This is a genomic window from Pseudomonas sp. MYb193 (assembly GCF_002966775.1).
Lineage (GTDB): Bacteria > Pseudomonadota > Gammaproteobacteria > Pseudomonadales > Pseudomonadaceae > Aquipseudomonas > Aquipseudomonas paracarnis.
The window spans coordinates 1,626,335-1,651,896 of sequence record NZ_CP023269.1; the positions used below are offsets into that span (position 1 = coordinate 1,626,335).

Consider the following 25,562-nt stretch of genomic DNA (forward strand, 5'->3'; position numbering starts at 1 on the left):
CTCTTAGTGAGTATCTGCATCCCACACCCAATTCCACACCCCCGGCAGATGCACCGGCTCGTTCACAGCCTTGACCGTCCGGGCCAGCGCTGCGCGTTCCAGCGCGGCGTGGTCGGCATAGAACGGCTGGGCAGCGGTCTTCAATCCGTTGACCCGCGCGCTGTCCATCAGGATCTGCAAGTACTCCTGCATATGCCTAGCGGTGTAGCGATTGATGTCATGGAAGGTCACCACTACCGGAATCACGCCCTCCACTGTCGGTAGTTCACCCAAGGCGATGCGTTCGCGCACCACCGACAGTTGCCGATACAGGTTGGCCCGCCGACGCGGGCTGGCGTTGAAGCCCCAGATCTTGCCGTCATTGGCACTCAAGTCCGTCAGCAGTACGTGCATGCCGTGGCGTTGGTAGGCGGCGAAGGTGCGCTTGTCGTAGTTCCAGAAGGGGGGGCGTACCAGCACGGGGCGCGCGCCCGTGATGGCGGCAATGTCGGCAGCCCCTTCGGTAAGGGTGTGTTCCAGGGTGGCGTCGTTCAGCCAGCGATGATTGGTGTGAAACGCCGTGGCGGTGTGAAAGGCCAGGACATGGCCGGCGGCGAATTCGCGTTCCATGGTCTTGCGCCCCCGGGCACTGCCGCCGGAGCGAGCGGCTTCGGTCTGCAGGAAGAACACCGCCTTGATCCCCGGCAGCACCGGGTTGTTGGCCAGGTCCGCCACTACCGAACGGCTCGGATTGTTGTAGCCCGAGGCGCTTGGGCCGTCATCGAAGGTCAGCAAAAAGCGGATCGGCGCCTGGGCCAGCAGGCGTTGTTCGGTCTGTGGCGTCAAGGCGATGGGGGCGCTGATGCAGCCCCCCAGGCTCAAAGCCAGGGCAAACAGTGCGATTGCTGTAGCGAAGGATTTCATGCCGTGCAGGGCCCGAGTAAAGGCCGCTGCTGGGGGGATCAGCAGCGGCAGGCGCGCACCATACAGTAAGTGCTATGCCGGTTTACAGCAGACTGATCGGATAGCTGACGATCAACCGATTTTCATCGAACTCGTTGTTGCTGTAGTCCCTGCGCATGCTCGAATTGCGCCAGCGCACGTTGAGGTTTTTCAGCGTGCCGCTCTGCACCGTATAGCCTACTTCGGTCTCGCGGCCCCACTCCTTGCCGTCGGTGATGGTGCCGGTGTGCACGTTGCTGCCGCTGATATAGCGGTTCATGAGGGTCAGGCCCGGTATGCCGAGGGCAGCGAAGTTGTAGTCGTGGCGAACCTGCCAGGATTTCTCCTGCGCGTTGTCGTAGCTGGAGTTGTAGCTGTCGTTGGCCAGGGTGCCGCCGCTGGTGCCGTTGACGCGCATCCAGGCACTGTCGCCGGTGAGTTTTTGCAGGCCGACGTAGAAGGTGTTGCCGCCGTACCTGGCCGAGAACAAGCCGGACCAGGTTTTGTTGTCCAGGTCGCCGGCGCGTGCGCTGCCGTCGTCCTTGCCGTAGAAGAAGCCCAGGTTGGCGCCCAGGGTCCAGTCGCCCACAGGCTGGCTGTGGATCAGATTGACGAACTGCTGGCTGTAGATGTCCTTGAGCTGGGCATTCCACACGCCGACTTGGGTGCGTTTGTCGTTGAACGCGTATTCGGCGCCCTGGAAGTTGAAACGGTCGGAGGTGAAGGCGGTTTTGCCGAACATCGACATGTCGCTCATGCTGCCGTCGTCCCGCGGGCTATTGGCGCGGAATTGGCCGCCATAGAGGGTCAGGCCGTCGATTTCCTTCGAGGTGATCTGCCCGCCACGCAGGGTCTGTGGCAGGGAGCGGCCATCGTCGGAACGCAGGATCGGCAGCACCGGCATCCATTCGCCCACCTTCAGCTCGGTCTTGGAAAAGCGCGCCTTGAATGCCACGCCCAGCCGGCCAAACTCATCGGCTGGCCGACCGTCATGGTCCAGCGGCAGCAACTGCGTGCCGCCCGTGCCACGCCCGCCATCGAGCTTGAGCGAGTACAAACCCAGCACATCCACACCAAAACCGACTGTGCCTTGGGTGAACCCGGACTTGGCGTCGAGAATGAAACTTTGCGTCCACTCCTGCGCCCCGCCTTGGGCCTTGGTCGGGTTGGTGAAGTTGCGGTTGAAGAAGAAGTTACGCAGGTTGAGGTTGGCGCTGGCGTCTTCGAGAAAGCCGTGATCCTGGGCGAGAACGGGCAGGGCAGAACTGGCGACAGCAGCCGCCAGCAACAGCTGGCGCGGTTGGAAAGTGCTCATGGTGTGAACCTGTTGTTATTGGGTTTATGCAGGTGGCGGCCATGGTGCGCGGCGGTGCGGGGGCGATGAAAGTGGGGGTGGGCGGGTTGTGGGCGATGATCGAACGCAAGTTGTAAAGGTAAAAATGCAGGCATAAAAAAACCGCTTCCGGTGAGGGAAGCGGTTTTTCACATCTGCGCTATCAGAACAACTTCAACGGTGGTGCTTGTTCTTTCAACGGCTCGTTCTTCGCAGTCTGCTCGTTCCAGCCACCGCCGAGGGCCTTGTACAGGTTGACCTCGCTGGTGAGCTGCGCCAGGCGGTCGGTGATCAGCGATTGCTGGGCACTGAACAGTTGGCGCTGGGCGTCGAGGAAGGTCAGGTTGCTGTCGACACCAATGCGGTAGCGACGCTCGGCCAGCCGGTAGTAATCCTGGTTAGCCTCGACGAAGCCGCGTTGGGCATCCAGTTGCTGCTTGTAGGTCGCACGCGCGGCCAAGCCGTCGGAGACTTCCTGGAAGCCGGTCTGGATGGCCTTCTCATAGTTGGCCACGTTGATCTCTTTCTGGATCTTCGAGTAGTCCAGGCTTGCGCGCAGGCTACCGGCGTTGAAGATCGGGATGTTGATCTGCGGGGCAAACGCCCAGGTCCCCGAACCGCCTTTGAACAGGCCACCCAGGGTAGGGCTGGCAGTGCCGGCGCTGGCGGTCAGGCTGATGCTCGGGAAGAATGCCGCACGGGCCGCGCCGATGTTGGCGTTGGCCGCCTTGAGGTTGTACTCGGCCTGCACAATGTCGGGACGACGTTGCAGCAGGTCCGATGGCAACCCGGCCGGCACTTCGCTGAGCAGGTCATCGGACAGCGGCTTGCTGGCGATATTCGCCGGCAGGCCGGTGCCCAGCAGCAGGGTCAGGCTGTTTTCGTCCTGGGCCACCTGGCGGGTGTAGCGGGCCAGTTGCACGCGGGCGTTTTCCACCGAGGTGCGTGCCTGGCTGAGGTCGAGGGCCGAGGCCACGCCGACTTCATTGCTGCGCGAGGTGAGCTTGTAGCTCTGCTCGAAGGCCGCCAGGGTGTCCTGGGTCAGCTTGAGCAGCTCCTTGTCGGCCTGCCAGGTCAGGTAGGCATTGGCTACGCTGGCCACCAGGCTGATTTGGGTGCTGCGACGTGCTTCTTCAGTGGCGAAGTACTTCTGCAGCGCTTCTTCACTGAGGCTGCGCACGCGACCGAACAGGTCCAGCTCATAAGAGCTGATCCCAAGGCCTGCCGAGTACTGGCTGGCGATGGTCGATTCGCCGGTCTGCGACAGCTTGGCCGGGGTGCGCGAACGGCTGCCGTTACCGGTGGCCGACACGGCCGGGAACAGGTCGGCACGCTGGATTTGATATTGCGCTGCATAGGCGTCGATGTTCAGCGCCGCGACACGCAGGTCACGGTTGTTCACCAACGCGGTCTGGATCAGCTGTTGCAGGGCAGGGTCATGGAAAAACTGCTTCCAGCCTTGCTCGGCAGCGGCCTGGCTCGGCGCCTGGGCCGACGAATACGCCGGCCCCTGCGGGAACTGCGCGGCCACCGGCGCATCGGGACGCTGATAGTCAGGTATCAGCGAGCAGCCACTGAGCACGAATGCGGTGACGGCTAGGGAAAGTAGCGACTTGCTCATTGGCCAGCCTCTTTAGGAGTTTCAGTAGTGTCTTTCTTTTTGCGTTCGCCAGCGGCGGATACCGTTGCGTAGAACAGCGGTACCCAGAAGATCGCCAGAACTGTGGCCGTGATCATACCGCCGATCACGCCGGTACCGATCGCATGCTGGCTGCCTGAGCCGGCGCCCGTGGAGATCGCCAGCGGCAATACGCCGAGCATGAACGCCAACGAGGTCATGATGATCGGGCGCAGACGCATGCGGGACGCTTCGATAGCCGCCTCGACGATGCCTTTGCCTTGCTCGTGCAGTTCCTTGGCGAACTCAACGATGAGGATGGCGTTTTTCGCCGCCAGGCCCACCGTCACCAACAGGCCCACCTGGAAGAACACGTCGTTGGACAAGCCGCGCATGCTGGTGGCGATCAACGCACCGATCACACCCAAAGGTACAACCAGAATCACCGCGATCGGAATCGACCAGCTTTCGTACAGCGCTGCCAGGCACAGGAACACAACCAGCAGAGACAGTGCGTACAGCGCTGGCGCCTGGGAACCGGAAAGGCGTTCTTCATACGACAGGCCTGTCCAGGCATAACCGATACCGGCCGGCAGTTCTTTGGCAATGCGTTCGACTTCGGCCATCGCGTCACCGGTACTGTAGCCCGGTGCCGGGGTACCGAGGATTTCCATCGCCGCTACACCGTTGTATCGCGAAAGCTTGGGCGAACCGTAGATCCACTGGCCCGACGAGATGGCCGACAGCGGCACCATTTTCCCGTCGTTGCTGCGCACGTACCATTTGTCCAGGTCTTCGGGCGACATCCGGCTGGCGGCGTCGCCTTGTACATACACCTTCTTCACGCGACCACGGTCGATGAAGTCGTTGATGTAGCTACCACCCAAGGCAATGGCCAGGGTCTGCTGGATATCCGCCAGGCTGATGCCTTGGGCACTGGCTTTCTCGTCGTCAACGGTCAGCTCGTACTGCGGCTCGTCGTTCACGCCGTTAGGACGCACGCCGGCCAGCACCTTGCTTTGTGCCGCCGCACCCAGGAACTGGTTACGTGCAGCCATCAGCTTGTCATGGCCGACGCCACCCTGGTCTTGCAGGAACACGTCGAAACCAGTGGCGTTACCCAACTCCAGCACCGAAGGCGGCACGATGGCGAAAACCATGGCGTCCTTGAAGGCCCCGAAGAAGTAACCCTGGGCACGCTTGGCCACTTCGAACACCGACTGGCTCGAATCACGCTCATCCCACGGCTTGAGCATCACGAACGCAAGCCCGGAGCTCTGGCCACGACCGGCGAAGTTGAAGCCGTTCACGGTAAACACCGACTTCACCGCCTTGCCTTCGCCTGGCTCGCCTTCCTTGTCGTTCAGCAGGAAGGCGCGCATGTCGTCGACGACTTTCTGCGTGCGCTCAGCCGAAGCACCGACCGGTGTCTGTACCTGGGCGAAGATCACACCCTGGTCTTCCTCAGGCAGGAACGCGCTTGGAATACGGGTGAACATCCAGATCATGCCGGCCAGGATCAGCGCATACACCAGGAATGCCGGGATCTTGTGCTTGATCATGCCGCCCACGCCGCGCTCGTACTTGAGTACGCCACGGTCGAAGGTGCGGTTGAACCAGCCGAAGAAGCCGCGCTTGGGCTGGCCGTGTTTTTCCGGATCAATCGGCTTGAGCATGGTGGCGCACAAAGCCGGGGTGAAGATCAGGGCAACCAGCACCGACAACGCCATCGCCGAAACGATGGTGATGGAGAACTGCCGGTAGATCACACCGGTAGAACCACCGAAGAATGCCATCGGCAGCAGTACCGCCGACAGTACCAGGGCAATACCCACCAGGGCGCCCTGGATCTGGCCCATGGACTTGATCGTTGCTTCCTTGGGCGACAGGTGCTCCTCGGCCATTACCCGTTCGACGTTTTCCACCACAACGATGGCATCGTCCACCAGCAAGCCGATGGCCAGGATCATGCCGAACATGGTCAAGGTGTTGATGGTGAAGCCGCACGCCGCCAGGATCCCGAAGGTACCCAGCAATACCACCGGTACGGTCATGGTGGTGATGATGGTGGCACGGAAGTTCTGCAGGAACAGGAACATCACCAGGAACACCAGCACGATCGCTTCGACCAGAGTGTGAACCACACCGGAGATCGATTCGGTCACGACCGGGGTGGTGTCATAGGGCACCACCGCCTTCATGCCAGGCGGGAAGAACGGCTCCAGGGACTTCACTGTTTCGCGGATGGCCTTGCCAGTGTCCAGTGCGTTGGCACCGGCCGCCAGCTTGATCGCCATACCCGAGGCCGGCTTGCCGTTGAACTGTGCACTGATGCTGTAGTTCTGGCCGCCCAGTTCGATGCGCGCGACGTCACCCAGGCGAACCTGCGAGCCGTCGGTGTTCACCTTCATCAGAATCTTGGCGAATTCTTCGGTGCTTTGCAGGCGCGTCTTGCCGATGATCGTGGCGTTCAGCTGGGTGCCGGGCAGGGCAGGCAGGCCGCCCAGTTGGCCGGTGGCCACCTGCACGTTCTGGGCCTTGATGGCATTGCTGACGTCCACTGGCGTGAGCTGGTAATTGTTCAGTTTGGCCGGGTCGAGCCAGATACGCATGGCGTACTGCGAACCGAACACCTGGAAGTCACCCACCCCCGCGGTACGGGAGATCGGGTCCTGGATGTTGGACACGATGTAGTTGGAGAGGTCGTCCTTGGTCATGCTGCCGTCTTCCGACACCAGACCGATCACCATCAGGAAGTTCTTCACCGACTTGGTCACGCGGATACCCTGTTGCTGCACTTCTTGCGGCAGCAGTGGGGTGGCCAGGTTGAGCTTGTTCTGTACCTGGACCTGAGCGATATCCGGGTTGGTACCCTGGTTGAACGTCACGGTGATGGTCATGCTGCCGTCGGAGTTACTGTCCGAGGAGACATAACGCAGGTTGTCGATACCGTTGAGCTGTTGCTCGATGACCTGCACCACGGTGTCCTGCACGGTTTGTGCGGACGCGCCTGGGTAGGTCACCTGGATATCAATGGCCGTTGGCGCAATGGCCGGGTATTGGTTGATGGGCAACTTCAGGATCGAGAGTGCCCCGACCAGCATGATCACCAGGGCAATTACCCAGGCGAAAATGGGACGGTCGATAAAAAATTTCGACATGGATTACTCCCCTTGACCAGCAGCGGCAGCAGGCGCTGCGGCAGTACCGGCGGGTTTAGCGTTGGAGGCTTCCGTGACCTTCACCTCGGCGCCTGGCTTGACGTACTGCAAGCCTTCGGTGATGACGCGGTCACCGGCATTGAGGCCTTTTTCCACCAGCCAGTAGGCCCCGGCGGTACGGTTGGCAACCAGTTCGCGTTGCTCGACCTTGTTGTCCTTGTTCACGATCAGCGCTGTCGGAATGCCACGCAGGTCACGGGTCACGCCTTGTTGCGGAGCCAGGATGGCCTTGCTGTTCACACCGGCCAGCAACTGGGCGTGTACGAACATGCCCGGCAGCAGCACGTGGTCAGGGTTGGGGAACACGGCACGCAGGGTCACGGAACCGGTGGTCTGGTCGACCGACACTTCGGAGAACTCCAGCTTGCCGTCCTGGGCGTAGGCCGTGCCGTCTTCCAGGGTCAGCTTGACCTTGGCAGCGTTGTCGCCGGCTTTTTCCAGTTGGCCGCTGGCCAGGTCGCGACGCAGCTTGAGCATTTCAGCTGAAGATTGCGTGACGTCGACGTAGATCGGGTCCAGTTGCTGGATCACCGCCATGGCGTCGGCCTGGCCATTGCTGACCAGTGCGCCTTCGGTGACCGAAGAACGGCCAATACGCCCGGAGATCGGCGCGTACACCTTGGTATAGCGCACGTTGATCTGGGCGGTTTGAACGTTTGCCTCGGCAGTCATGCGGTTGGCAACGGCGGTGTCGTATTCCTGACGGCTGACGGCTTGTTCATCGACCAATTGCTTGTAGCGATCGGTGATGGATTTGGTCTGGGTCAGGCTCGCTTGTGCGCTTTTGAGCGTGGCTTCATACACCGACGGGTCGATCTGGTAGAGCTGTTGCCCTTCCTTCACGTCGGCGCCTTCCTTGAACAGGCGCTTGAGAATGATGCCGTTGACCTGAGGCCGGACTTCCGCGATGCGAAAGGCCGTGGTGCGGCCTGGCAGCTCGGTGGTCAGGGTATAGGCTTGCGGTTGAATGGTGACCACGCCGACCTGAGGGGTTTGAGCGGGCGGTGCCGCTTCTTCCTTTTTACATCCGCTGAGCAGCGATGCCAGGGCGACGGCAGTGACCAGAGCGGTAACAGCTGGCTTAAGTTGCATGAAGATCCTCGGGTCAGGCGCGCAGAGTGCGCACAAGAAGTGTGGAAGGGTAAAAAACAAGCCGTGAGTGGATAAGTAGCTTGCTACGCAATATACTTACGTTCATGGTTGTTTGTAAACTCTTGACAGGCTTCGCGCAATGTTGACAAAGCACCGCCGCAAGCCTCGATTCTAGTACGTTCGGCGCCCATGACGGCGTCGTCCCACAATTATTCAGATGACGGTCAAGTACCGTCCACAGTGTCCCGATTGAGGTTTTACTGCCATGGTTCGTCGCACCAAAGAGGAAGCTCAGGAAACGCGCAGCCAGATTCTCCAAGCCGCCGAGCAAGCCTTTTATGAGCGTGGCGTAGCGCGTACCACCCTGGCGGACATCGCCGCTCTGGCGGGCGTGACGCGTGGGGCTATCTATTGGCATTTCAGCAATAAGTCCGATTTGCTCCAGGCCTTGCTCGACACGCTGCACGAACCCCTGGACGAATTGGCCCGGGCGAGTGAAAGCGAGGATGAAGTCGACCCGCTGGGCTGTATGCGCAAGCTGCTGATTCATCTCTACCATGAAGTGGCCCTGGACCCGAAAACCCGGCGCATCAACGAGATTCTGTTTCATAAGTGCGAGTTCACCGATGAAATGTGTGACATGCGCCGCCAACGCCAGACCCACAGCCTGGAATGCAACCTGCGTATCAGCCTGACGTTGCGTAACGCGGTTCATCGCGGGCAACTGCCTGAAAATCTCGACACCACTCGTGGGGCTGTCTGCATTCATGCCTTTATCCACGGTTTGATCGGCCAGTGGCTGCTGGTCCCCGATAGCTTTGAACTGCACCAGGACGCCGAGCGCTGGGCTGATATAGGGCTGGACATGCTGCGCCTGAGCCCCAGCCTGCGCAATTGAAACAAAATGCGTAATTGAAACAAAATGCGTAATTGCAACCCGTTGTGTCAACAGTAAAGCCTAAGGACGGTCAATCGTCCTTCTGGCTGATTTGTGGGGTGACTTTATATACGGCCTGGCGGGCGGTTGATAGGTAGCCGGCTAAGTATTTTGTAGCGATATTGTTGCCGTTCTGTGAAGCGATGTTTCCAGGGGGGCTACAGACAGGCACAAATGTGGGAGGGGACTTGCTCCTGACACTGTAGGAGCGAGCTTGCTCGCGAAAAACGTCAACGATAACGCGTGCTTCCTGAGTGAACGCGGCGCCTGTTAGTTTCTCGCGAGCAAGCTCGCTCCTACAGCATTGGGTTTGCGGGGTACGTTAGATCGGCAGCGTCGGGTAGTCGATGTAACCCACCGGGCCTTTGCCATAGAAAGTCTCAGGGTGCGGCTCGTTCAACGGCGCATCGGCCTTCAGTCGCGCCGGCAGGTCCGGGTTGGCGATAAAAGGAATACCAAAGGCCACTGCATCCGCCTTGCCCGCCGCCAGCCAGGCATTGGCGCTGTCTTTGGTGAAGCGTTCGTTGGCGATGTATACGCCGCCGAAGGCTTTTTTCAGCTGTGGGCCGAGGCTATCCGCACCTTCTTTTTCGCGGGAGCAGATGAAGGCGATGCCGCGTTTGCCCAGTTCGCTGGCGACGTAGGTGAAGGTCTCGGCGAGGTTGTCGTCGCCCATGTCATGAGCATCAGCACGCGGTGCCAGGTGCACGCCCACGCGGCCGGCGCCCCACACTTCGATGGCGGCGTCGGTGACTTCCAGCAACAGGCGCGCACGGTTTTCCAAAGAGCCGCCGTACTGGTCGGTGCGCTGGTTGGTGCTGCTTTGCAGGAACTGGTCGAGCAGGTAGCCGTTGGCGCCGTGGATTTCCACGCCGTCGAAACCGGCGGCCTTGGCGTTCTCGGCGCCGGTGCGGTAAGCGTCGACGATGTCGGCGATTTCAGCGGTTTCCAGGGCGCGCGGGGTAGGGTAGTCGGCCAGCGGGCGAACCAGGCTGACGTGGCCTTTAGCCTGGACTGCACTCGGGGCCACCGGAGTTTCGCCGTTCAGGTAGGACTCGTGGGAAATCCGGCCGACGTGCCACAACTGCAGAAAGATCTTGCCGCCCGCGCCGTGCACGGCCTTGGTAATGTTGGCCCAGCCGCGCACCTGGTCGTTGGACCAGATGCCGGGGGTGTCCGGGTAGCCCACGCCCATCGGTGTCACGGAAGTGGCTTCGCTGAGGATCAGCCCGGCGGAGGCGCGTTGCACGTAGTACTCGGCCATCAGCGCGTTGGGCACCCGCCCGGCGTCTGCGCGGCAGCGGGTCAGCGGCGCCATGATGATGCGGTTCGACAGTTGCACGTCGCCCAGTGTGATCGGATCGAAAATAGTCGTCATGGAAAAAACACCTTCTCTTTCAAGTTGATCAGTTGGTCGCGGGGGCCAGGCCGGCGTTGCCGCCCTGACGGAAAGTGATGAGGGTCACCAGCAGCGCGAGAATCGCCAGTGCTGCAGCGGCCAGGGGCACGCTGGTCAGGCCGAAGCCGTGTGCAATCACGCTGCCGCCGACCCAGGCGCCGAGGGCGTTGCCAATGTTGAAGGCACCGATGTTCAGGGTGGATACCAGGTTCGGCGCGGCCTTGCCGAAGGTCACCACGTTGATTTGCAGCGCCGGCACGGCGGCGAACGAGGCGGTGGCCCACAGGAACAGGGTGATTTCAGTCGGTATCACCGCAACGCTGGTCCAGCTCAGCACCGTGGAAACCACCGCCATGCTGATGAACACGCCGATCAAGGTGGCCGCCAGGCGCTTGTCCGCCAGTTTGCCGCCGATGATGTTGCCCACCGTGAGCCCCAGGCCGATCAGCAGCAGTGTCCAGGTCACGCCCTTGGGCGACACGCCGGTCACATCGCCCAGCAGCGGCGCGACGTAGGTAAAGAGGGTGAACATGGACGCGGCAAACAGCGCGGTCATGCTCAGCGACAGCCAGATACCGGCACCCTTGAGGGCGGCCAGTTCGGCGCGCATGTCGAGTTTTTCTTCGTCACGCTTGGCGGGCAGGAAGCGAATGAGGCCGATCAAGGCAATCACGCCAATCACGGTCACGGCCCAGAAGGTGGAGCGCCAGCCGGCTTCCTGGCCCAGCGCCGTACCCAGGGGCACGCCCAGCACGTTCGCCAGGGTCAACCCAGTAAACATCAGCGCCACGGCCGACGCACGTTTGTTGGCCGGCACCAGGTTGGCCGCCACCACCGAGCCAATACCGAAGAAGGCACCGTGGCACAACGCTGTCACCACACGGGCAAACATCAGCACGTTGTAGTCGCTTGCCAGGGCACAGAGCAGATTGCCGATAATGAAAATACCCATCAACGCTACCAGCGCCGCCTTGCGTGGCAGCCTGGCTGTGGCCAGTGCCATGAACGGTGCGCCGATGGCCACGCCCAGGGCGTAGCCGGTGACCAGCCAGCCGGCGCCGGGAATCGACACACCCAGGTCCGTCGCCACATCGGGCAGCAAGCCCATGATGACGAACTCGGTGGTGCCGATGGCGAAGGCGCTCAGGGCCAGTATGAGTAGCGAGAGGGGCATGGGCGTGTCCTTGATGATTACGGTGCGCTGAGTTCGGTAATGAGCGCAGTGAGAAAGGCTTGGATCACTTCCTCGTTGCGCTTGAAAAAGTGCCACTGCCCGGCCTTCTGGCTGCTGATCAACCCCGCCCGTTGCAAGGTGGCCAGGTGCGCCGACACGGTCGACTGGGACAAGCCGCAGCGCTGGTCGATCTGCCCGGCGCAGATGCCGTATTCGTGGTTGTGCAATTGCTCGGGGAACTGCACTTTCGGGTCTTTGAGCCAGGTGAGGATGTCTCGTCGTACTGGGTGCGCCAGGGCTTTTATTATTTCGTCGAGGTCGATGGACATGGCAGGTTGCTCGGTGTCGTAAAGCGTTATATCGCGATAAGGCGAACTTTAGATCGTAATATCCCGATATACCAATATGATTTTGATCTGAGGCCAGGTCGAATCGGTATATCGGGTTATAACGATATGCGGGTGGCAGTGGTAGACTGCGCGGCATGAATTATCTCGCACATCTGCACCTGGGCGGCCAACTTCCTGCGCAATTGCTGGGTAGCCTTTATGGTGACTTCGTCAAAGGCCGCCTGCAGGGCCAGTTCAGCCCGCAAATCGAAGCGGCGATCCAGTTGCATCGCTCCATCGACCGCTTTACCGATAGCCATCCGCTGGTGGGCGAGGCGTTGTCGCGCTTCAGTCTGACCCGCAGGCGCTATGCCGGGATCGTCCTCGATGTGTTTTTCGACCATTGTCTGGCGCGGGATTGGGCGCTGTATGCCGACCAGTCTCTGGAGCGTTTCACGTCGCAGGTGTATCGGGTGTTGGCGGCTGAACCCGCGTTGCCGGGGCGGCTGGCGCAGATCGCGCCGTACATGGCGGCGGATGATTGGTTGGGCTCGTACCGCGAGTTTGCGGTGATGGAGCAGGTGCTGCGCGGGATTTCGCGGCGGCTGACACAGCCCGAGGAACTGGGGTATGCGATGCAGGAGTTGCGGGTTTTGTATGAGCCGTTGAGTGAGGACTTTCGACTGTTCTACCCAGAGTTGCAGAAATTTGCACAATCTCAACTGACTACATGAGATCTGAATGTGGGAGCTGGCTTGCCTGCCCCCACATTTGGATTGAGTTCACATTGCTTCAGGCTGCGAATGCAGGCCGAGCGGCCACTTGCTCAGTTTCCGGCACCGGGCCGAATAGCGCCTTCTGCACCGCCTGCTGCGCCTGATACGCCAATGCCGCACGTTCCTGACCGGCGCAGGCAATCGGTTTGAGCACATGAATCTCTACATCGCCCTGATCATTGGAAAACAAGCGCATCAGGTGCGAGAGCAAATCATCATCGCCAATGAAGGGCGCCAGCGGGTCGACTTGGCCGTCGCGCAGATACCGAATCGCTACTGGCTGCAGTGACACATCCGCATCGATCGCGCTGGCCAGCAAGCGCCCGTGGAATGTGCGCAGGCCGCGCCCGTCGGTGGTGGTGCCTTCGGGGAACATCAGCAAGGGGTGCTGTTGCTCCAGATGACGGGTCATTTGCTTGCGGATCAGTTGGCTGTCACCTGATCCGCGACGAATAAACAGGCTGCCAGCCTTGGCCGCCAGCCAGCCGGCCACCGGCCAGGTGCGCACCTCGGCCTTGGACAAAAACGACATCGGCGCCACCATGCCCAGCAACGGAATATCCGTCCACGACACATGATTGCTCACCCACAGCATCGGCGTTTGCGGCAACTCGCCATGCACCGTCACGCGAAAGGGCAGGGCGTTGGTCAGTCGCGCCATAAAGAAGCGCGACCAACGCTGGCGCCGCACCATCGAGTTAGCCACGCCCAGGCGCTCGAACAGGCCAAACACACTGGCCATGCTCAACCCCAGCCCCACCACCAACAGCACGCGGGCGATGCGCCCGTAAATGCGCAGGCGGTTCATCACATGGCCGCCTTGAAGTGGCGCGCGTAACGCGGGCACAACTCGTCGCGCTTGAGCAGGATAAACACGTCTGCTACCTGGAAGTCTTCATCCCAGCACGGCTCGCCGCAGATCTTCGCGCCCAGGCGCATGTAGGCCTTGAGCAGCGGCGGCATTTCGGCGATGACGTTGGACGGCAGGTCCAGGGCCGGCAGTGGTTTTTTCGGTTCGGCGCGCAGGTGTTCGTTGCACAGGTAGCGCTCGCGCAAGCGCTGCATGATCGCGTGGGCCTGGATGCCGCCATCGTGCATCGGGATGCTCGCGCAGCCCATCAGGTAGCTGTAGCCGCCCTGGTTGAGCACTTCGGCCAACTCGCCCCATAACACCGCGATGGTGCCGCCATTGCGATAGGCCGGGTCGACGCAGGTGCGGCCAATCTCCAGGATCGGGCCCTGCAAGTGCAGCAGGCCATGCAGGCTGAATTCTTCTTCACTGTAGAACCGGCCCAGGGTGCTGGCGGCCTGGTGGTCGAGCAGACGGGTAGTCGCGACGAGTCGACCGCTGTTCAAATCCCGCACGCCGATATGGCTGCAGTGAACATCATAGTCATCCATGTCCAGACCCAGTTCCGCGCCTTTCAGCTTGGCGTTGAACTCGCCGCTGAACACGTTGAACCGCAGGGCCTGGGCTTCCTGCAATGCCTGTGTGCCTACCAGGCGTTCGGCTTGCAGACGGCGTTCATTGCCTTTGTCGCTGATGCGGGCGATCTGAGTCATAGCGAGTCTCCGGGTGCCGGCCAGGTTGCGGCCAGTCGACTTTGTTGTCCAAAGTCAGGCTATGTAGCCTCGGTGTCAGCTCCATGAAGTTACGGTGACGGTTGGATGACAGACCCCTTGTCGCAAATCTGTCACTGGCGTGAGCTAGGCTCGCGGGCTTGAATGCCCCCTTGAGTTTGCGTCCATGGTCCGAGGCCTGTTGTGCGTTGCCCTGCTGTTTGTCGCCGTGAATGCTCGCGCTGAAATCTGGCCTGAAAAGGAGTGGGTCGTGGGCACAGCCCTCACCGGTCCCGCTGTCGATGCCCTGGACGCATACGCTTTCCCACCCCGTGACGATGCCACCCGCAACGGTATTCGCACCGATGCGTTGCTGGTCATTCGGGATGGCGAAATCATCTATGAACGCTACGCCGCGCCCACCACTGCCAGCACACCGCACCTGACCTGGTCGGTGAGCAAAAGCCTGATGGCTACCGTGTTGGGCGTGGCCTATGGGCAAGGCCGCTTCAAACTCAACGACCCCGCCGCACGTTTCTACCCGCCGATGAAGCAGCACCCCACAGTGAGCATGGCCGACCTGCTGCACTGGGCCTCCGGGTTGGACTGGCAGGAAGACTACGAGTACGCCCCGTTGAAATCTTCGGTGGTGGCGATGCTCTACACCCGTGGCCACACCGACATGGCGCAATTCGCAGCGGATACCGAGGCGGTCGCCGTCCCTGGCCAGGCTTTCCGTTATTCCAGTGGCGACAGCACTATCCTGTCCGCCGCGCTCAAGGGCATGCTCGGCCTCAAGGCCTACATGACCTACCCGTGGGACGCGCTGTTCCAGCCCTTGGGCATTCGCGACGCAACCTGGGAAACCGACGCCGATGAGACGTTTGTCGCGTCGTCCTATGCCTACCTCACGGCCCGGGATCTGGCACGAGTAGGGCTACTGATGGCGCGGGATGGACGCTGGCAGGAGCGGCAACTGCTGCCCAAGGACTGGGTCGCCTTCAACCGCCGGCCCTTCGACCGCTACAAAGCCGGCCAGGATGAAGCCGTGCCGGGCGGCCATTGGTGGCTCAACACCGGCGCCCCCCAACCCTGGCCCGACGCACCGGCCACTACCTTCGCCGCGCTGGGGCACTGGGGCCAGGCGCTGTTTGTGCTGCCCGACGAACACCTGGTGATCGTGCGTTACGGCGATGATCGGGATGGCAGTTACCGACATAACGAACTGCTCAAACGCGTGCTGGCGGCGGTGCGCTCATGATTCGACGCCATCCGTTCATCAGCGTTTTACTGGTGTTGCTTTTCGCATTGTTCGGCTGGGTTTGGCATGAGCGCGTCAACCTGCAAGCCTTCCCCGACATCATCGCGGCGTACACCGCCAAGGAGTACTGCTCGTGCCGGTATGTGGCCAACAACCCGGCGCAGTATTGCCTGGGGTATGTGAAGCAGTACGTGCCAACCAGTGCGTTCACTGACTCTCCGGAACGCAGTGAAGTCACGGCAAGCGGTTTAGGGCGTACGCACACGGCGCGGTGGTTGGGCGACCGTCAAGGCTGCCGCCTCAACCCCTGACACACCCAAATTCCCCTGTGGGAGCTGGCTTGCCTGCGATAGCGCCAGGTCAGCCAACATCACTGGTGCCTGTGCCGCCGCCATCGCAGGCAAGCCAGCTCCCACATTTAGATTATCTGCGTGGGTTCTCGGAACCGGCCCTGAGGTTCCACAGAGTGGAACCACCTTTGATTGTCCTCACGCGCACATCGCGCTTAGCTGTCGATGTGTCGCCAACAAGAACGGGACCACCCGCCTGTGAGGAGAATCACCATGCGTCCGCACCAGCACATCCTGGATTGGCTCAGCGACGTTGCCAGCGACTTGCACGCTGTGCGTCACGATATCCACGCCCATCCCGAACTCGGCTTTGAAGAGAACCGCACCTCAGCGCTGGTCGCACAGTCACTCAGGGAGTGGGGCTACGAGGTGCACACCGGTATCGGCAAGACCGGTGTGGTCGGCGTGCTGCGTAACGGCAACAGCTCGCGCACGTTGGGGATTCGCGCCGACATGGACGCCTTGCCCATCATCGAAAACACCGGCGCGGCCTACACCAGCCAACATGCCGGCTGCATGCACGCCTGCGGCCATGACGGCCACACCACCATGTTGCTCGGCGCCGCGCGTTACTTGGCGGCGACGCGGCAATTCGACGGCACTTTGAACCTGATTTTCCAACCCGCCGAAGAAGGCCAGGGCGGCGCCGAGGCGATGCTGGCGGACGGACTGCTGGAGCGCTTCCCCTGCGACGGGTTGTTCGGGATGCACAATATGCCAGGCTTGCCGGCTGGACATCTGGGCTTGAGGGTGGGGCCGATGATGGCCTCCCAGGACCTGCTCACCGTGACGCTCGAAGGCGTAGGTGGTCACGGCTCGATGCCGCATTTGACCGTGGACCCGCTAGTGGCGGCGGCGAGCATGGTCATGGCCTTGCAAACGGTGGTAGCGCGCAATATCGACACCCAGGAAGCTGCCGTGGTCACGGTCGGCGCCCTTCAAGCAGGGCAAGCCGCCAATGTGATTCCCCAGCAAGCCCTGTTGCGCCTGAGCCTGCGCGCACTCAACCCCAAGGTGCGTGAACAAATGCTGGAACGGGTCAACGCGATCATCCAGACCCAGGCCGCCAGCTTCGGCTGCACCGTGCAGATCGAACACCGGCCGGCCTACCCGGTGCTGGTCAACCACGCCGAAGAAACCGAATTCGCCCGCCAGGTCGGTGTGGCCTTGCTCGGTGCCGACGCTGTGGATGGCAACACCCGCACGCTGATGGGCAGCGAAGACTTCGCCTGGATGCTGCAACGCTGCCCCGGCAGTTACCTGTTTATCGGCAACGGCGTGTCGCGACCGATGGTGCACAACCCCGCCTATGACTTCAACGACGACATCCTGCTGACCGGCGCAGCCTACTGGGGCGCGCTGGCCGAGAGCTGGCTCAAGCCTGCCTGACGACCTCATCTTTTTCTGCCGCTGGACCCTTTCCCTATATCGGTTGAATGGAGTGTTCCTCATGCAGACTTCAAAGCCTGGCGTTTCCCGCACCCGCCAAGTGGTGGCGGCCGTGATCGGCAACGCGCTGGAATGGTATGACTTTATCGTCTACGGCTTTCTCGCCAGCATCATCGCCCGGCAGTTCTTCCCCTCGGAAGACGAATACGCGTCGCTACTGATGGCCCTGGCCACCTTTGGCGTGGGCTTTTTCATGCGTCCGGTGGGCGGCATCCTGTTGGGCATCTATGCCGATCGCAAAGGCCGCAAAGCCGCGATGCAGTTGATTATCCGGCTAATGACCGTGTCCATTGCGCTGATCGCCTTCGCGCCGAACTACGCCGCCATCGGCATGGGTGCGCCGTTGCTGATTGTGGTGGCGCGGATGCTTCAGGGGTTTGCCACCGGCGGTGAATATGCCAGCGCCACGGCATTTCTGGTGGAGAGCGCACCTGCCCATCGCAAGGGCTTGTATGGCTCCTGGCAATTGGTGGGGCAGTGCCTGGCGGTGTTCGGCGGGGCGGCGATGGTGGCGTTGGTCACGCATTTCTTTTCGCCTGAAACCCTCGACCTGTGGGGCTGGCGCCTGCCGTTTGTGCTGGGCTTGCTGATCGGCCCGGTGGGGTTATGGATTCGTCGGCACATGGAAGACCCGGAAGAGTTTATCCAGGCGCGTAAAAACGCCACCGGCCCGGCGCCGAGCCTCATGCAAGTGCTGCGTGACCATCGGCGCAGCATCCTGGTGTCCATGGGCCTGGCCTGCGGGGCGACGGTCTCGTTCTACGTGGTGCTGGTGAACATGCCGACCTTCGCCCACAAGAACCTCGGCCTGCCGCTGGACCAGGTGCTGATGGTGCAGATGTTTGCGGTGGCGCTGATGACCGTGGTGATCCCCTTGTCCGGCCTGCTCTCGGATCGGTTGGGACGGCGACCGGTGTTGATGGCCTTCACCCTGGCGTTCTTCGTGATGGTCTACCCGTTGTATGTGTGGGTAGCCGCTGCGCCGTCCATCGAGCGCCTGCTGGTGATGCAGGTGATGTTGTGCACGGCGATTGGCGGGTTCTTCGGGCCCGCGCCGACGGCATTGGCCGAACAGTTCCCTATCGAGGTGCGCTCGACCGGCGTGTCGGTGGCCTATAACGTGGCGGTAATGGTGTTCGGTGGTTTCGCGCCGTTGATCGTGACCTGGCTGAGCAAGGTGCTGGGCACGCCGGTGGCGCCCTCGTTCTATGTATTGTTTGCGTGCGTGCTGACGCTGCTGGGCACTTACTGCATGCGCGAGGCACCCCGGGCGAGCAAGCCGCTGCCGTTTTCCAGAGAGGTGAAGCCTTGAGTATTGTTGATTGGGATGCCACTGAGCTGTCGCGGGCCATTCATGGGCGGCAGGTGTCGTGCGAAGAGGTGATGCAGGCGTACCTGGCGCAGATCCAGCGCTTTAACCCTGGCGTGAATGCGCTGGTGTCGTTGCGCGAAAGCGAGGCCGTGCTGGCCGAGGCGAGAGCCTGTGATCGTGAGTTGGACCGGAGCCATTCCCGTGGCTGGATGCATGGCATGCCCCAGGCCATCAAGGACCTGGCGGCCACCCAGGGTTTGCGCACCACCCTGGGCTCACCGCTGTTCGCCGAGCATGTACCGAACGAAGACGCCATCAGCGTGGCGCGGGTGCGGGCCAGTGGTGCGATCATCATTGGCAAGACCAACGTGCCGGAGTTCGGCCTGGGCTCTCACACCTACAACACGCTGTTTGGCACCACCGGCAATGCCTATGACCCACGCCTGGCGGCGGGCGGTAGCAGTGGCGGAGCGGCGGTGGCCCTGGCGCTACGCATGCTGCCGGTGGCCGACGGCAGCGACATGATGGGCTCGCTGCGCAACCCGGCGGCGTTCAACAACGTGTTCGGCTTGCGCCCCTCCCAGGGGCGGGTGCCTCACGGGCCGATGCCGGAACTGTTCGTGCAGCAATTGGGCACCGAAGGCCCGATGGGGCGCAGCGTAATGGATGTGGCGCGGTTGCTGAGCATTCAGTCCGGTTACGATCCCCGGGCGCCGTTGTCATCCAGGGACGATCCCGCTGTGCTGGGCCAGCCGTTGCAACGCGACTTCAACGGCGCACGCCTCGGTTGGCTGGGGGACTACAACGGTTATCTGCCGATGGATGATGGCGTGATGAGCCTGTGCGAAGCGGCGCTGGATGATTTCGCCAGGTTGGGCTGTGAAGTGCACAGCTGCCAACCGGACTTTTCCATGGCGCGCCTGTGGCGCTGCTGGTTGGTACACCGCCATTGGCTGGTGCACGGCAACCTCGGCGCGGCCTACGCCAACCCGCAAAAACGCGCGCTGCTCAAGCCCGAAGCGCAATGGGAAGTGGAGGGCGGCCAGGGCTTGAGTGCCCAGCAGGTTTACCAGGCGTCGGTGGACCGCAGTGAGTGGTACCGCGCTTTGGGCAAGCTGTTCGAACGTTACGATTTCCTGCTGTTGCCCACCGCCCAGGTGTTCCCTTTCGATGCACAACAGCCTTGGCCACGCCTCGTTGGCGGGCGCGAAATGGACACTTATCACCGCTGGATGGAGGTGGTGATCGGCCCGACCCTCGCCGGTTTGCCGAGCATGAGCATCCCGGTGGGCTTCAACCCCCAGGGTTTGCCCATGGGCCTGCAAATCATTGGCCCGGCCCAGGCCGACAGCGCCGTGCTGCAATTGGCCTACGCCCATGAACAGCTGACCCAATGGGTGCAACGCCAGCCGCCGGCGTGCCTTGCAACGCCCCGTTGAGCGCTGACCGGGCCTGTATCTTGCTGTGAAAAAAGATCATCCACCGGCAACAGGGAGATCGAACATGGAGACAGGCACCGTACGCTCGGTTGAGCGCGCTCTGGCAATCGTCGAGTTGCTGGGCGAGCACCAGGCCCTGGGGCTGGAAGAACTGCACTACCTCACGCAGCTGCCCAAGGCCACGGTGTCGCGCATGTTGCTGACCTTGCAGGAACAGGGGTGGGTCTACCGCGGCCTGAGCGATCGGCGTTACCGCCTGCGTGCCCGGCGTTTGTTCGGCGATACCCAGCAACGCTTCAAGCGCCAGGTGGTGGAGAGCTCCGCCCCTTGGTTGCTGGAGCTCAGCGAGCGCACCGGGCTGGTGGTGGACTTGTCGTGCTTCGATGGCGAGCGCCTGGAGGTCATGGAGAGTGCGATTCCCAGCGTGTTACGCAAGCTGTACCCGAACAACTGCCAGATCGTCGGCCAGTACGCCAGCCTGTTCCACTCGGCGATGGGCAAAGCTTGCCTGACGCAATTGCCGGCTGACGAAGTACAGCGCCTGGCAGGCCGCAATCATGTGGCGGCAGACGAGCACTATCGCGCATGCGAGCAAACCCAGCACCAGGGCTTCGGACAGCGTACCGAGGGCTACTGGGAATACCCGGTGCGTTTGCCGTTCCTGATCCGGGCGGTGGCCTTGCCGGTGCGCGCCAATGGCCGATTGGTGGGGAGCATGGCGCTGCATTGGCCGATGCATCAGGCGCCGGTGGAGCGGGTGTTGAATTTGCATATGGGCAGCCTTGAAGAAACGATCTGCGAAGTGCAGCGAACGCTGGTTTGAAAAACGCAGCAAAAAACCTGTGGCAGCTGGCTTTTGTGGCGAGGGAGCTTGCTCCCGCTGGGGTGCGTAGCGCCCCCAAAAAGCCGGCTCCAGCTGCGCTGTCGAACGGGAGCAAGCTCCCTCGCCACAGCAAGCCAGCTCCCACATTGAATTTGCGCCGGTTGTGAGATTGCGCTTAAGGTTCGCCCAGGTTTTTTGCCCCATGAGTCTTTATGTTCAATGTCAAACCTCTGGTCTTCACGCTGCTGACCTGCGCAGCAGTGCCCGCCCACGCCGATTGGTACCTGGATAACGAATCCTCGCGCCTGTCTTTCGTCACCACCAAAAACACCGAGATTGCCGAAGTCCAGCGCTTCCTGGTGCTGCACGGCAAAGTCGACGCCAAAGGCGCGGCTCGGCTGGAAGTGGAGCTGGACTCAATCAACAGCGGTATTCCGCTGCGCGACGAGCGCATGCGTAAAGAGCTGTTCGAGATCAAGACCTTCCCCGAAGCGCAGATCAGCGCACAGATCAATCTGCAGCCCATCAATGACCTGGCGTCCGGCGCGCAGTTGGAATTGCGCTTGCCCTTGAGCGTTACGCTGCACGGCAAGACCCAGACCTACAGCGCCGAACTGCTGGCCACGCGCCTGGATGAGCGGCGTTTCCAGGTGGTAACCCTGGAGCCCGTGGTGCTGCATGCCGAAGATTTCGACCTGGCGCCCGGTGTGGCGACCTTGCGCAAGGCGGCAGGGCTCAAGTCGATCAGTTTGTCGGTGCCGGTGGGTGCGGTGCTGATCTTCACGGCGCGCTGACATGAGCGGCGCGGTGTTCCCGTGGCGCAGCGCCAATCAATTCGAATTGCTGATCGACGGGCCGAACTTCTTCCCCGAGATGCTGGTAGGTATCGCCCGGGCCGAGCAGCAGGTTGACCTTGAGTTATACCTGGTCGAAGCAGGGGCCTGCGCCGAGGCCATGGTGCAGGCCCTGGTGCTGGCCGCCGAACGCGGCGTGCAGGTGCGTTGCCTGTTCGACGATTACGGCAGCCTGGCGTTTACCCTGGGGCTGCGCAAGCGCTTGACCGATGCCGGCGTGGCGCTGCGCTTTTACAACCGCCTGAATTGGCGGCGCTGGATGCGCAACCTGTATCGCGACCATCGAAAGCTACTGCTGATCGACCAGCGCATTGCGGTGGTCGGCGGCACCGGTGTCACCGACGAGTTCTGGACGCCGGGGCAAGACACCGCCGACTGGCATGAAGTGATGGTGCAGATCAGCGGCCCGCTGGTGCTGGACTGGCAGGCCCTGTTCGATCGGCAATGGCATGCTAACGCCGCGCGCCGTGAATGGAAACCGGCTACCCACTTTGGTTTGCCTCGTTTGCCCAAGGTGCCCGCCACCGGGCCGGGGCTGGGCCGCGTGGCGTATGCCGATGCGCGTCAGCACCGTGACATCCTGCAATCGTTGATTCGTGCTTTGAACAGCAGCAAGGGGCGTATCTGGCTGGCGACCCCGTACTTCCTGCCAACCTGGAGCGTGCGCCGCGCCTTGCGCCGGGCGGCAGGGCGCGGTGTGGACGTACGTTTGCTGCTCACCGGCCCGCGCACCGATCACCCGTCGGTGCGTTACGCCGGGCACCGTTATTACCCGCGCCTGCTGCGCTCAGGCGTGCAGATCTTCGAATACCAGCCGTGTTTCCTGCACCTGAAGATGGTGCTGGTGGATGATTGGGTGAGCATTGGCTCGTGCAATTTCGACCACTGGAATCTGCGCTTCAACCTGGAAGCCAACCTGGAAGCGCTGGACCCGCAGTTGACGGCAGCGGTGGTGGGCAGTTTCGAAGCGGACTTTGCCCAAAGCCAGGCGGTGAGTCTGGAGGCATGGAAGGCGCGGCCATTGTGGCGGCGGGTGAAGCAGCGGGTGTGGGGCTGGATTGATCGGTTGGTGGTCAATCTGCTGGATCGGCGCGGCTAGTCGGGCCACCTCAAGTCCAATGTGGGAGCTGGCTTGCCTGCGATAGCATCACCTCGGTACACCTGACAAACCGAGGTGCCTGTATCGCAGGCAAGCCAGCTCCCACAAAAGCCAGCTCCCACCCAGACCGTGTTTACAGCTTCAGATCAGAGCAGTTCAAACGTCTGCTGCTGCACATCCTGGGAATCCAACCCGATCTGCACATTGAACTCGCCCGGTTCCGCCGCGAACTTGAGCTGGGCGTTGTAGAACTTCAGGTCGTCCTCGGTGATGGTGAAGTGCAACGTGCGCGCTTCGCCAGCCTTGAGCATGATCTTCTGGAAGTTCTTCAGCTCCTTGATCGGGCGGATCATCGAACCGGCCACGTCCTGGATATACAACTGCACAACCGTTTCGCCATCGACCTTGCCAGTGTTCTTCACGGTGACGCTGGCATCGAGCTTGCCGGTCTTGTTCAGCGTGGTGGACGACAGTGCCATGTCCGACAGGCTGAACGTGGTGTAGCTCAGGCCATAGCCAAACGGAAACAGGGGGCCGGTGGTGTCATCGAAGTACTGCGAGGTGTAGTTGCCCGGCTTGCCTGGGGTGAATGGCCGGCCGATGGTCAGGTGGTTGTAGTAGGTCGGAATCTGCCCCACCGAACGAGGGAAGGTGATCGGCAGCTTGCCCGATGGGTTGTAGTCACCGAACAGCACGTCGGCGATGGCGTTGCCGCCTTCGGTACCTGCGAACCAGGTTTCCAGGATCGCGTCGGCCTGTTGGTTCTCTTCGAGAATCGACAGCGGACGGCCGTTCATCAACACCAGCACCAGCGGTTTGCCGGTGGCTTTGAGGGCCTTGATCAAGTCGCGCTGGCTTTGCGGGATGTTCAGATCGGTACGGCTCGACGATTCGTGGGACATGCCACGGGACTCGCCCACCGCCGCGACGATAACGTCGGCGTTGTTCGCCGCCTTCACCGCTTCATCAATCAGCACCTGGGCAGGGCGCGGGTCATCCACCACTTCCGGGGCATCGAAGTTGAGGAAGTTGAGGTAGTCGAGCACCGCTTTGTCGCCGGTGATGTTGGCGCCACGGGCATAGATCACTTTGCCTTTTTCACCGATCACGGCGTTCATGCCGTCGAGCAGGGTCACCGATTGCGCAGGCCGGCCGGCAGCAGCCCAACTGCCCATCATGTCGATGGGTGCCTTGGCCAGCGGGCCGACCAGGGCAATAGTCGCGGATTTTTTCAGCGGCAGGGTGTCGTTGTGGTTTTTCAGCAACACCAGGCTGCGGCGCGCAATGTCGCGGGCCTCGGCACGGTGCAGGCGGCTGTCGGCGTAGGTGTCGGCCGGGTCATCCTCGGCCTTGCCGATGCGCAGGTACGGGTCCTTGAACAGGCCCATGTCGTACTTGGCGCCGAGCACTTCGCGCACGGCGTTGTCGATGTCGCTCTGCTGGATTTCGCCGGACTTGAGCAGCCCCGGCAATTCCTTGCCGTACAGCGAGTCGTTCATGCTCATGTCGATGCCGGCCTTGATCGCCAGCTTGGCGGCTTCACGCCCGTCCTTGGCCACGCCGTGCTTGATCAGCTCGAAGATCGCACCGTGGTCGCTGACGGTCAGGCCCTTGAAGCCCCAGTCCTTGCGCAGCAGGTCGTTCATCAGCCAGGTGTTGGCCGTGGCAGGCACGCCGTTGATCGAGTTGAGTGCGACCATCACGCCGCCGGAGCCGGCCTTGATCGCCGCGTGGTAAGGCGGCAGGTAGTCCTGGTACATCTTGACCGGGCTCATGTCGACCACGTTGTAGTCGCGCCCGCCTTCCACCGCACCATAGAGGGCGAAGTGCTTGACGCTGGCCATGAGGCTGTCGGCATTCGCGGGGCTGGTGCCCTGGAACGCCTTGACCATCACTTCGGCAATGCGTGACACCAGGTAGGTGTCTTCACCGAAACCTTCGGAAGTGCGGCCCCAGCGCGGGTCGCGGGAGATATCGACCATTGGTGCAAACGTGATGTCGAGGCTGTCGGCGGCGGCTTCCTGGGCGGCGATGCGCCCGGAGCGGCCAATGGCGTCCATGTCCCAGCTGGAGGCCAGGGCCAGGCTGATCGGGAAAATGGTGCGGTGGCCGTGGATCACGTCATAGGCGAAGAACATCGGGATCTTCAAGCGGCTGCGCATGGCCGCGTCCTGCATCGGACGGTTTTCCGGGCGGGTGATGGAGTTGAACGTGCCACCGATGCGGCCGGCGGCGATTTCCTTGCGGATCATCTCGCGGGGCATTTCCGGGCCGATACTGATCAGGCGCAATTGGCCGATCTTCTCATCCAGGGTCATTTGCTTGAGCAGGTCGCTGACGAAGGCGTCCTTGTCGTTAAGCGCAGCAGGCTTTGTTTCTGCCCATACGGGGTGGCTGGCCAGAGTGGCAACAAGGCCGAGCAAACACAGCTTTTTCATGAATATCCTTTTTCGGCGACTGCGCAGCATTCAAAGAGATGCTGTCGGCCAAAATGTGGGGAACGTCTATTGTTGTTCGGGTGTTGTTCAGATAAATGCAGCACACTCTGAACTCTTTTTCGCGCTGGGCATCTTTGTAGCTGATTGGCTCGAAGCATTCCAGTGGTGGCGGATTAT

General features: G+C 61.8%; 21 protein-coding genes. 10 read left to right on the forward strand and 11 right to left on the reverse strand.

What is annotated here, in order from left to right; all coding sequences use genetic code 11:
• Positions 1 to 3: 3 nt before the first annotated feature.
• The 5 genes from CLM72_RS07590 to CLM72_RS07610 all read right to left on the reverse strand — a co-directional run bounded on the left by CLM72_RS07590 (position 4) and on the right by CLM72_RS07610 (position 8,185).
• Positions 4 to 903, reverse strand: a complete 900-nt coding sequence (locus CLM72_RS07590; protein WP_105226068.1) for a polysaccharide deacetylase family protein — start codon at positions 901 to 903, stop codon at positions 4 to 6.
• Between the two features lie 82 nt (positions 904 to 985).
• On the reverse strand, positions 986 to 2,236 hold the full coding sequence (locus CLM72_RS07595; RefSeq protein ID WP_105226069.1) for an OprD family porin: 1,251 nt from the start codon (positions 2,234 to 2,236) through the stop codon (positions 986 to 988).
• A gap of 181 nt (positions 2,237 to 2,417) precedes the next feature.
• Positions 2,418 to 3,875, reverse strand: a complete 1,458-nt coding sequence (gene adeC, locus CLM72_RS07600) for an AdeC/AdeK/OprM family multidrug efflux complex outer membrane factor (RefSeq protein ID WP_034134942.1) — start codon at positions 3,873 to 3,875, stop codon at positions 2,418 to 2,420.
• A complete protein-coding gene (locus tag CLM72_RS07605; protein ID WP_105226070.1) occupies positions 3,872 to 7,033 on the reverse strand; it encodes an efflux RND transporter permease subunit in 3,162 nt (1,053 codons plus the stop codon). Before CLM72_RS07605 ends, adeC begins: the two co-directional genes overlap by 4 nt.
• Before the next feature lie 3 nt (positions 7,034 to 7,036).
• The gene (locus CLM72_RS07610; protein WP_034125974.1) at positions 7,037 to 8,185 is read right to left on the reverse strand and encodes an efflux RND transporter periplasmic adaptor subunit; all 1,149 of its coding nucleotides are present in this window, start codon (positions 8,183 to 8,185) and stop codon (positions 7,037 to 7,039) included.
• A 265-nt stretch (positions 8,186 to 8,450) separates the two neighbouring features.
• Here CLM72_RS07610 and CLM72_RS07615 point away from each other — a divergent pair, with 265 nt between their 5' ends.
• Positions 8,451 to 9,083 (forward strand): TetR family transcriptional regulator, encoded by a 633-nt coding sequence (locus tag CLM72_RS07615; RefSeq protein WP_034125975.1) that lies wholly within the window; start codon positions 8,451 to 8,453, stop codon positions 9,081 to 9,083.
• 361 nt (positions 9,084 to 9,444) lie between these two features.
• Here the strand turns inward: CLM72_RS07615 and CLM72_RS07620 are convergent, their stop codons facing one another.
• The 3 genes from CLM72_RS07620 to CLM72_RS07630 are packed head-to-tail and all read right to left on the reverse strand — an operon-like array spanning position 9,445 to position 12,024.
• On the reverse strand, positions 9,445 to 10,500 hold the full coding sequence (locus tag CLM72_RS07620; protein WP_054921969.1) for an alkene reductase: 1,056 nt from the start codon (positions 10,498 to 10,500) through the stop codon (positions 9,445 to 9,447).
• Between the two features lie 28 nt (positions 10,501 to 10,528).
• Positions 10,529 to 11,695 carry an MFS transporter gene (locus CLM72_RS07625; RefSeq protein ID WP_105226071.1) on the reverse strand — a complete coding sequence of 389 codons (1,167 nt, stop codon included), beginning with the start codon at positions 11,693 to 11,695 and terminating at the stop codon, positions 10,529 to 10,531.
• 17 nt (positions 11,696 to 11,712) lie between these two features.
• On the reverse strand, positions 11,713 to 12,024 hold the full coding sequence (locus CLM72_RS07630; RefSeq protein WP_003189349.1) for a helix-turn-helix transcriptional regulator: 312 nt from the start codon (positions 12,022 to 12,024) through the stop codon (positions 11,713 to 11,715).
• 155 nt (positions 12,025 to 12,179) lie between these two features.
• On the opposite strand from CLM72_RS07630, the gene CLM72_RS07635 reads away from it, so the two are divergent.
• Positions 12,180 to 12,758 (forward strand): ACP phosphodiesterase, encoded by a 579-nt coding sequence (locus CLM72_RS07635; RefSeq protein WP_105226072.1) that lies wholly within the window; start codon positions 12,180 to 12,182, stop codon positions 12,756 to 12,758.
• Between the two features lie 58 nt (positions 12,759 to 12,816).
• On the opposite strand, the gene CLM72_RS07640 is transcribed toward CLM72_RS07635, so the two are convergent.
• Positions 12,817 to 13,608 (reverse strand): 1-acyl-sn-glycerol-3-phosphate acyltransferase, encoded by a 792-nt coding sequence (locus CLM72_RS07640; protein ID WP_105226073.1) that lies wholly within the window; start codon positions 13,606 to 13,608, stop codon positions 12,817 to 12,819.
• Positions 13,608 to 14,363, reverse strand: a complete 756-nt coding sequence (gene olsB / locus CLM72_RS07645; RefSeq protein WP_054921975.1) for an L-ornithine N(alpha)-acyltransferase — start codon at positions 14,361 to 14,363, stop codon at positions 13,608 to 13,610. Before olsB ends, CLM72_RS07640 begins: the two co-directional genes overlap by 1 nt.
• 184 nt (positions 14,364 to 14,547) lie before the next feature.
• Between olsB and CLM72_RS07650 the strand changes: the two genes are divergently transcribed.
• The 8 genes from CLM72_RS07650 (at position 14,548) to CLM72_RS07690 (ending at position 22,947) form a co-directional block, all read left to right on the forward strand.
• A complete protein-coding gene (locus tag CLM72_RS07650) occupies positions 14,548 to 15,621 on the forward strand; it encodes a serine hydrolase (RefSeq protein WP_105226074.1) in 1,074 nt (357 codons plus the stop codon).
• Positions 15,618 to 15,932: a hypothetical protein gene (locus tag CLM72_RS07655; protein WP_057975645.1), complete on the forward strand. Its 315-nt coding sequence runs from the start codon at positions 15,618 to 15,620 to the stop codon at positions 15,930 to 15,932. The genes CLM72_RS07650 and CLM72_RS07655 overlap by 4 nt, the downstream gene beginning before the upstream one ends.
• A gap of 252 nt (positions 15,933 to 16,184) precedes the next feature.
• Positions 16,185 to 17,360 (forward strand): M20 aminoacylase family protein, encoded by a 1,176-nt coding sequence (locus tag CLM72_RS07665; RefSeq protein ID WP_105226075.1) that lies wholly within the window; start codon positions 16,185 to 16,187, stop codon positions 17,358 to 17,360.
• A gap of 61 nt (positions 17,361 to 17,421) precedes the next feature.
• A complete protein-coding gene (locus CLM72_RS07670) occupies positions 17,422 to 18,732 on the forward strand; it encodes a citrate-proton symporter (protein WP_105226076.1) in 1,311 nt (436 codons plus the stop codon).
• Complete coding sequence (locus CLM72_RS07675; protein WP_105226077.1) at positions 18,729 to 20,171, forward strand: amidase; 1,443 nt, start codon at positions 18,729 to 18,731, stop codon at positions 20,169 to 20,171. Before CLM72_RS07670 ends, CLM72_RS07675 begins: the two co-directional genes overlap by 4 nt.
• A gap of 64 nt (positions 20,172 to 20,235) precedes the next feature.
• On the forward strand, positions 20,236 to 20,994 hold the full coding sequence (locus CLM72_RS07680; RefSeq protein ID WP_105226078.1) for a helix-turn-helix domain-containing protein: 759 nt from the start codon (positions 20,236 to 20,238) through the stop codon (positions 20,992 to 20,994).
• A gap of 212 nt (positions 20,995 to 21,206) precedes the next feature.
• Positions 21,207 to 21,788 carry a YceI family protein gene (locus tag CLM72_RS07685; RefSeq protein ID WP_105226079.1) on the forward strand — a complete coding sequence of 194 codons (582 nt, stop codon included), beginning with the start codon at positions 21,207 to 21,209 and terminating at the stop codon, positions 21,786 to 21,788.
• 1 nt (position 21,789) lies between these two features.
• Positions 21,790 to 22,947: a phosphatidylserine/phosphatidylglycerophosphate/cardiolipin synthase family protein gene (locus CLM72_RS07690; protein ID WP_105226080.1), complete on the forward strand. Its 1,158-nt coding sequence runs from the start codon at positions 21,790 to 21,792 to the stop codon at positions 22,945 to 22,947.
• A 146-nt stretch (positions 22,948 to 23,093) separates the two neighbouring features.
• Here the strand turns inward: CLM72_RS07690 and bglX are convergent, their stop codons facing one another.
• Positions 23,094 to 25,385, reverse strand: a complete 2,292-nt coding sequence (bglX, locus tag CLM72_RS07695) for a beta-glucosidase BglX (protein ID WP_105226081.1) — start codon at positions 25,383 to 25,385, stop codon at positions 23,094 to 23,096.
• Between the last annotated feature and the right edge of the window lie 177 nt (positions 25,386 to 25,562).

Bases quoted from the DNA above. Each gene is read 5' to 3' on its own strand.
- CLM72_RS07590 (WP_105226068.1), bottom strand. From the start codon at position 903: ATGAAATCCTTCGCTACAGCAATCGCACTGTTTGCCCTGGCTTTGAGC.
- CLM72_RS07595 (WP_105226069.1), bottom strand. From the start codon at position 2,236: ATGAGCACTTTCCAACCGCGCCAGCTGTTGCTGGCGGCTGCTGTCGCC.
- adeC (WP_034134942.1), bottom strand. From the start codon at position 3,875: ATGAGCAAGTCGCTACTTTCCCTAGCCGTCACCGCATTCGTGCTCAGT.
- CLM72_RS07605 (WP_105226070.1), bottom strand. From the start codon at position 7,033: ATGTCGAAATTTTTTATCGACCGTCCCATTTTCGCCTGGGTAATTGCC.
- CLM72_RS07610 (WP_034125974.1), bottom strand. From the start codon at position 8,185: ATGCAACTTAAGCCAGCTGTTACCGCTCTGGTCACTGCCGTCGCCCTG.
- CLM72_RS07615 (WP_034125975.1), top strand. From the start codon at position 8,451: ATGGTTCGTCGCACCAAAGAGGAAGCTCAGGAAACGCGCAGCCAGATT.
- CLM72_RS07620 (WP_054921969.1), bottom strand. From the start codon at position 10,500: ATGACGACTATTTTCGATCCGATCACACTGGGCGACGTGCAACTGTCG.
- CLM72_RS07625 (WP_105226071.1), bottom strand. From the start codon at position 11,695: ATGCCCCTCTCGCTACTCATACTGGCCCTGAGCGCCTTCGCCATCGGC.
- CLM72_RS07630 (WP_003189349.1), bottom strand. From the start codon at position 12,024: ATGTCCATCGACCTCGACGAAATAATAAAAGCCCTGGCGCACCCAGTA.
- CLM72_RS07635 (WP_105226072.1), top strand. From the start codon at position 12,180: ATGAATTATCTCGCACATCTGCACCTGGGCGGCCAACTTCCTGCGCAA.
- CLM72_RS07640 (WP_105226073.1), bottom strand. From the start codon at position 13,608: ATGAACCGCCTGCGCATTTACGGGCGCATCGCCCGCGTGCTGTTGGTG.
- olsB (WP_054921975.1), bottom strand. From the start codon at position 14,363: ATGACTCAGATCGCCCGCATCAGCGACAAAGGCAATGAACGCCGTCTG.
- CLM72_RS07650 (WP_105226074.1), top strand. From the start codon at position 14,548: ATGGTCCGAGGCCTGTTGTGCGTTGCCCTGCTGTTTGTCGCCGTGAAT.
- CLM72_RS07655 (WP_057975645.1), top strand. From the start codon at position 15,618: ATGATTCGACGCCATCCGTTCATCAGCGTTTTACTGGTGTTGCTTTTC.
- CLM72_RS07665 (WP_105226075.1), top strand. From the start codon at position 16,185: ATGCGTCCGCACCAGCACATCCTGGATTGGCTCAGCGACGTTGCCAGC.
- CLM72_RS07670 (WP_105226076.1), top strand. From the start codon at position 17,422: ATGCAGACTTCAAAGCCTGGCGTTTCCCGCACCCGCCAAGTGGTGGCG.
- CLM72_RS07680 (WP_105226078.1), top strand. From the start codon at position 20,236: ATGGAGACAGGCACCGTACGCTCGGTTGAGCGCGCTCTGGCAATCGTC.
- CLM72_RS07685 (WP_105226079.1), top strand. From the start codon at position 21,207: ATGTTCAATGTCAAACCTCTGGTCTTCACGCTGCTGACCTGCGCAGCA.
- CLM72_RS07690 (WP_105226080.1), top strand. From the start codon at position 21,790: ATGAGCGGCGCGGTGTTCCCGTGGCGCAGCGCCAATCAATTCGAATTG.
- bglX (WP_105226081.1), bottom strand. From the start codon at position 25,385: ATGAAAAAGCTGTGTTTGCTCGGCCTTGTTGCCACTCTGGCCAGCCAC.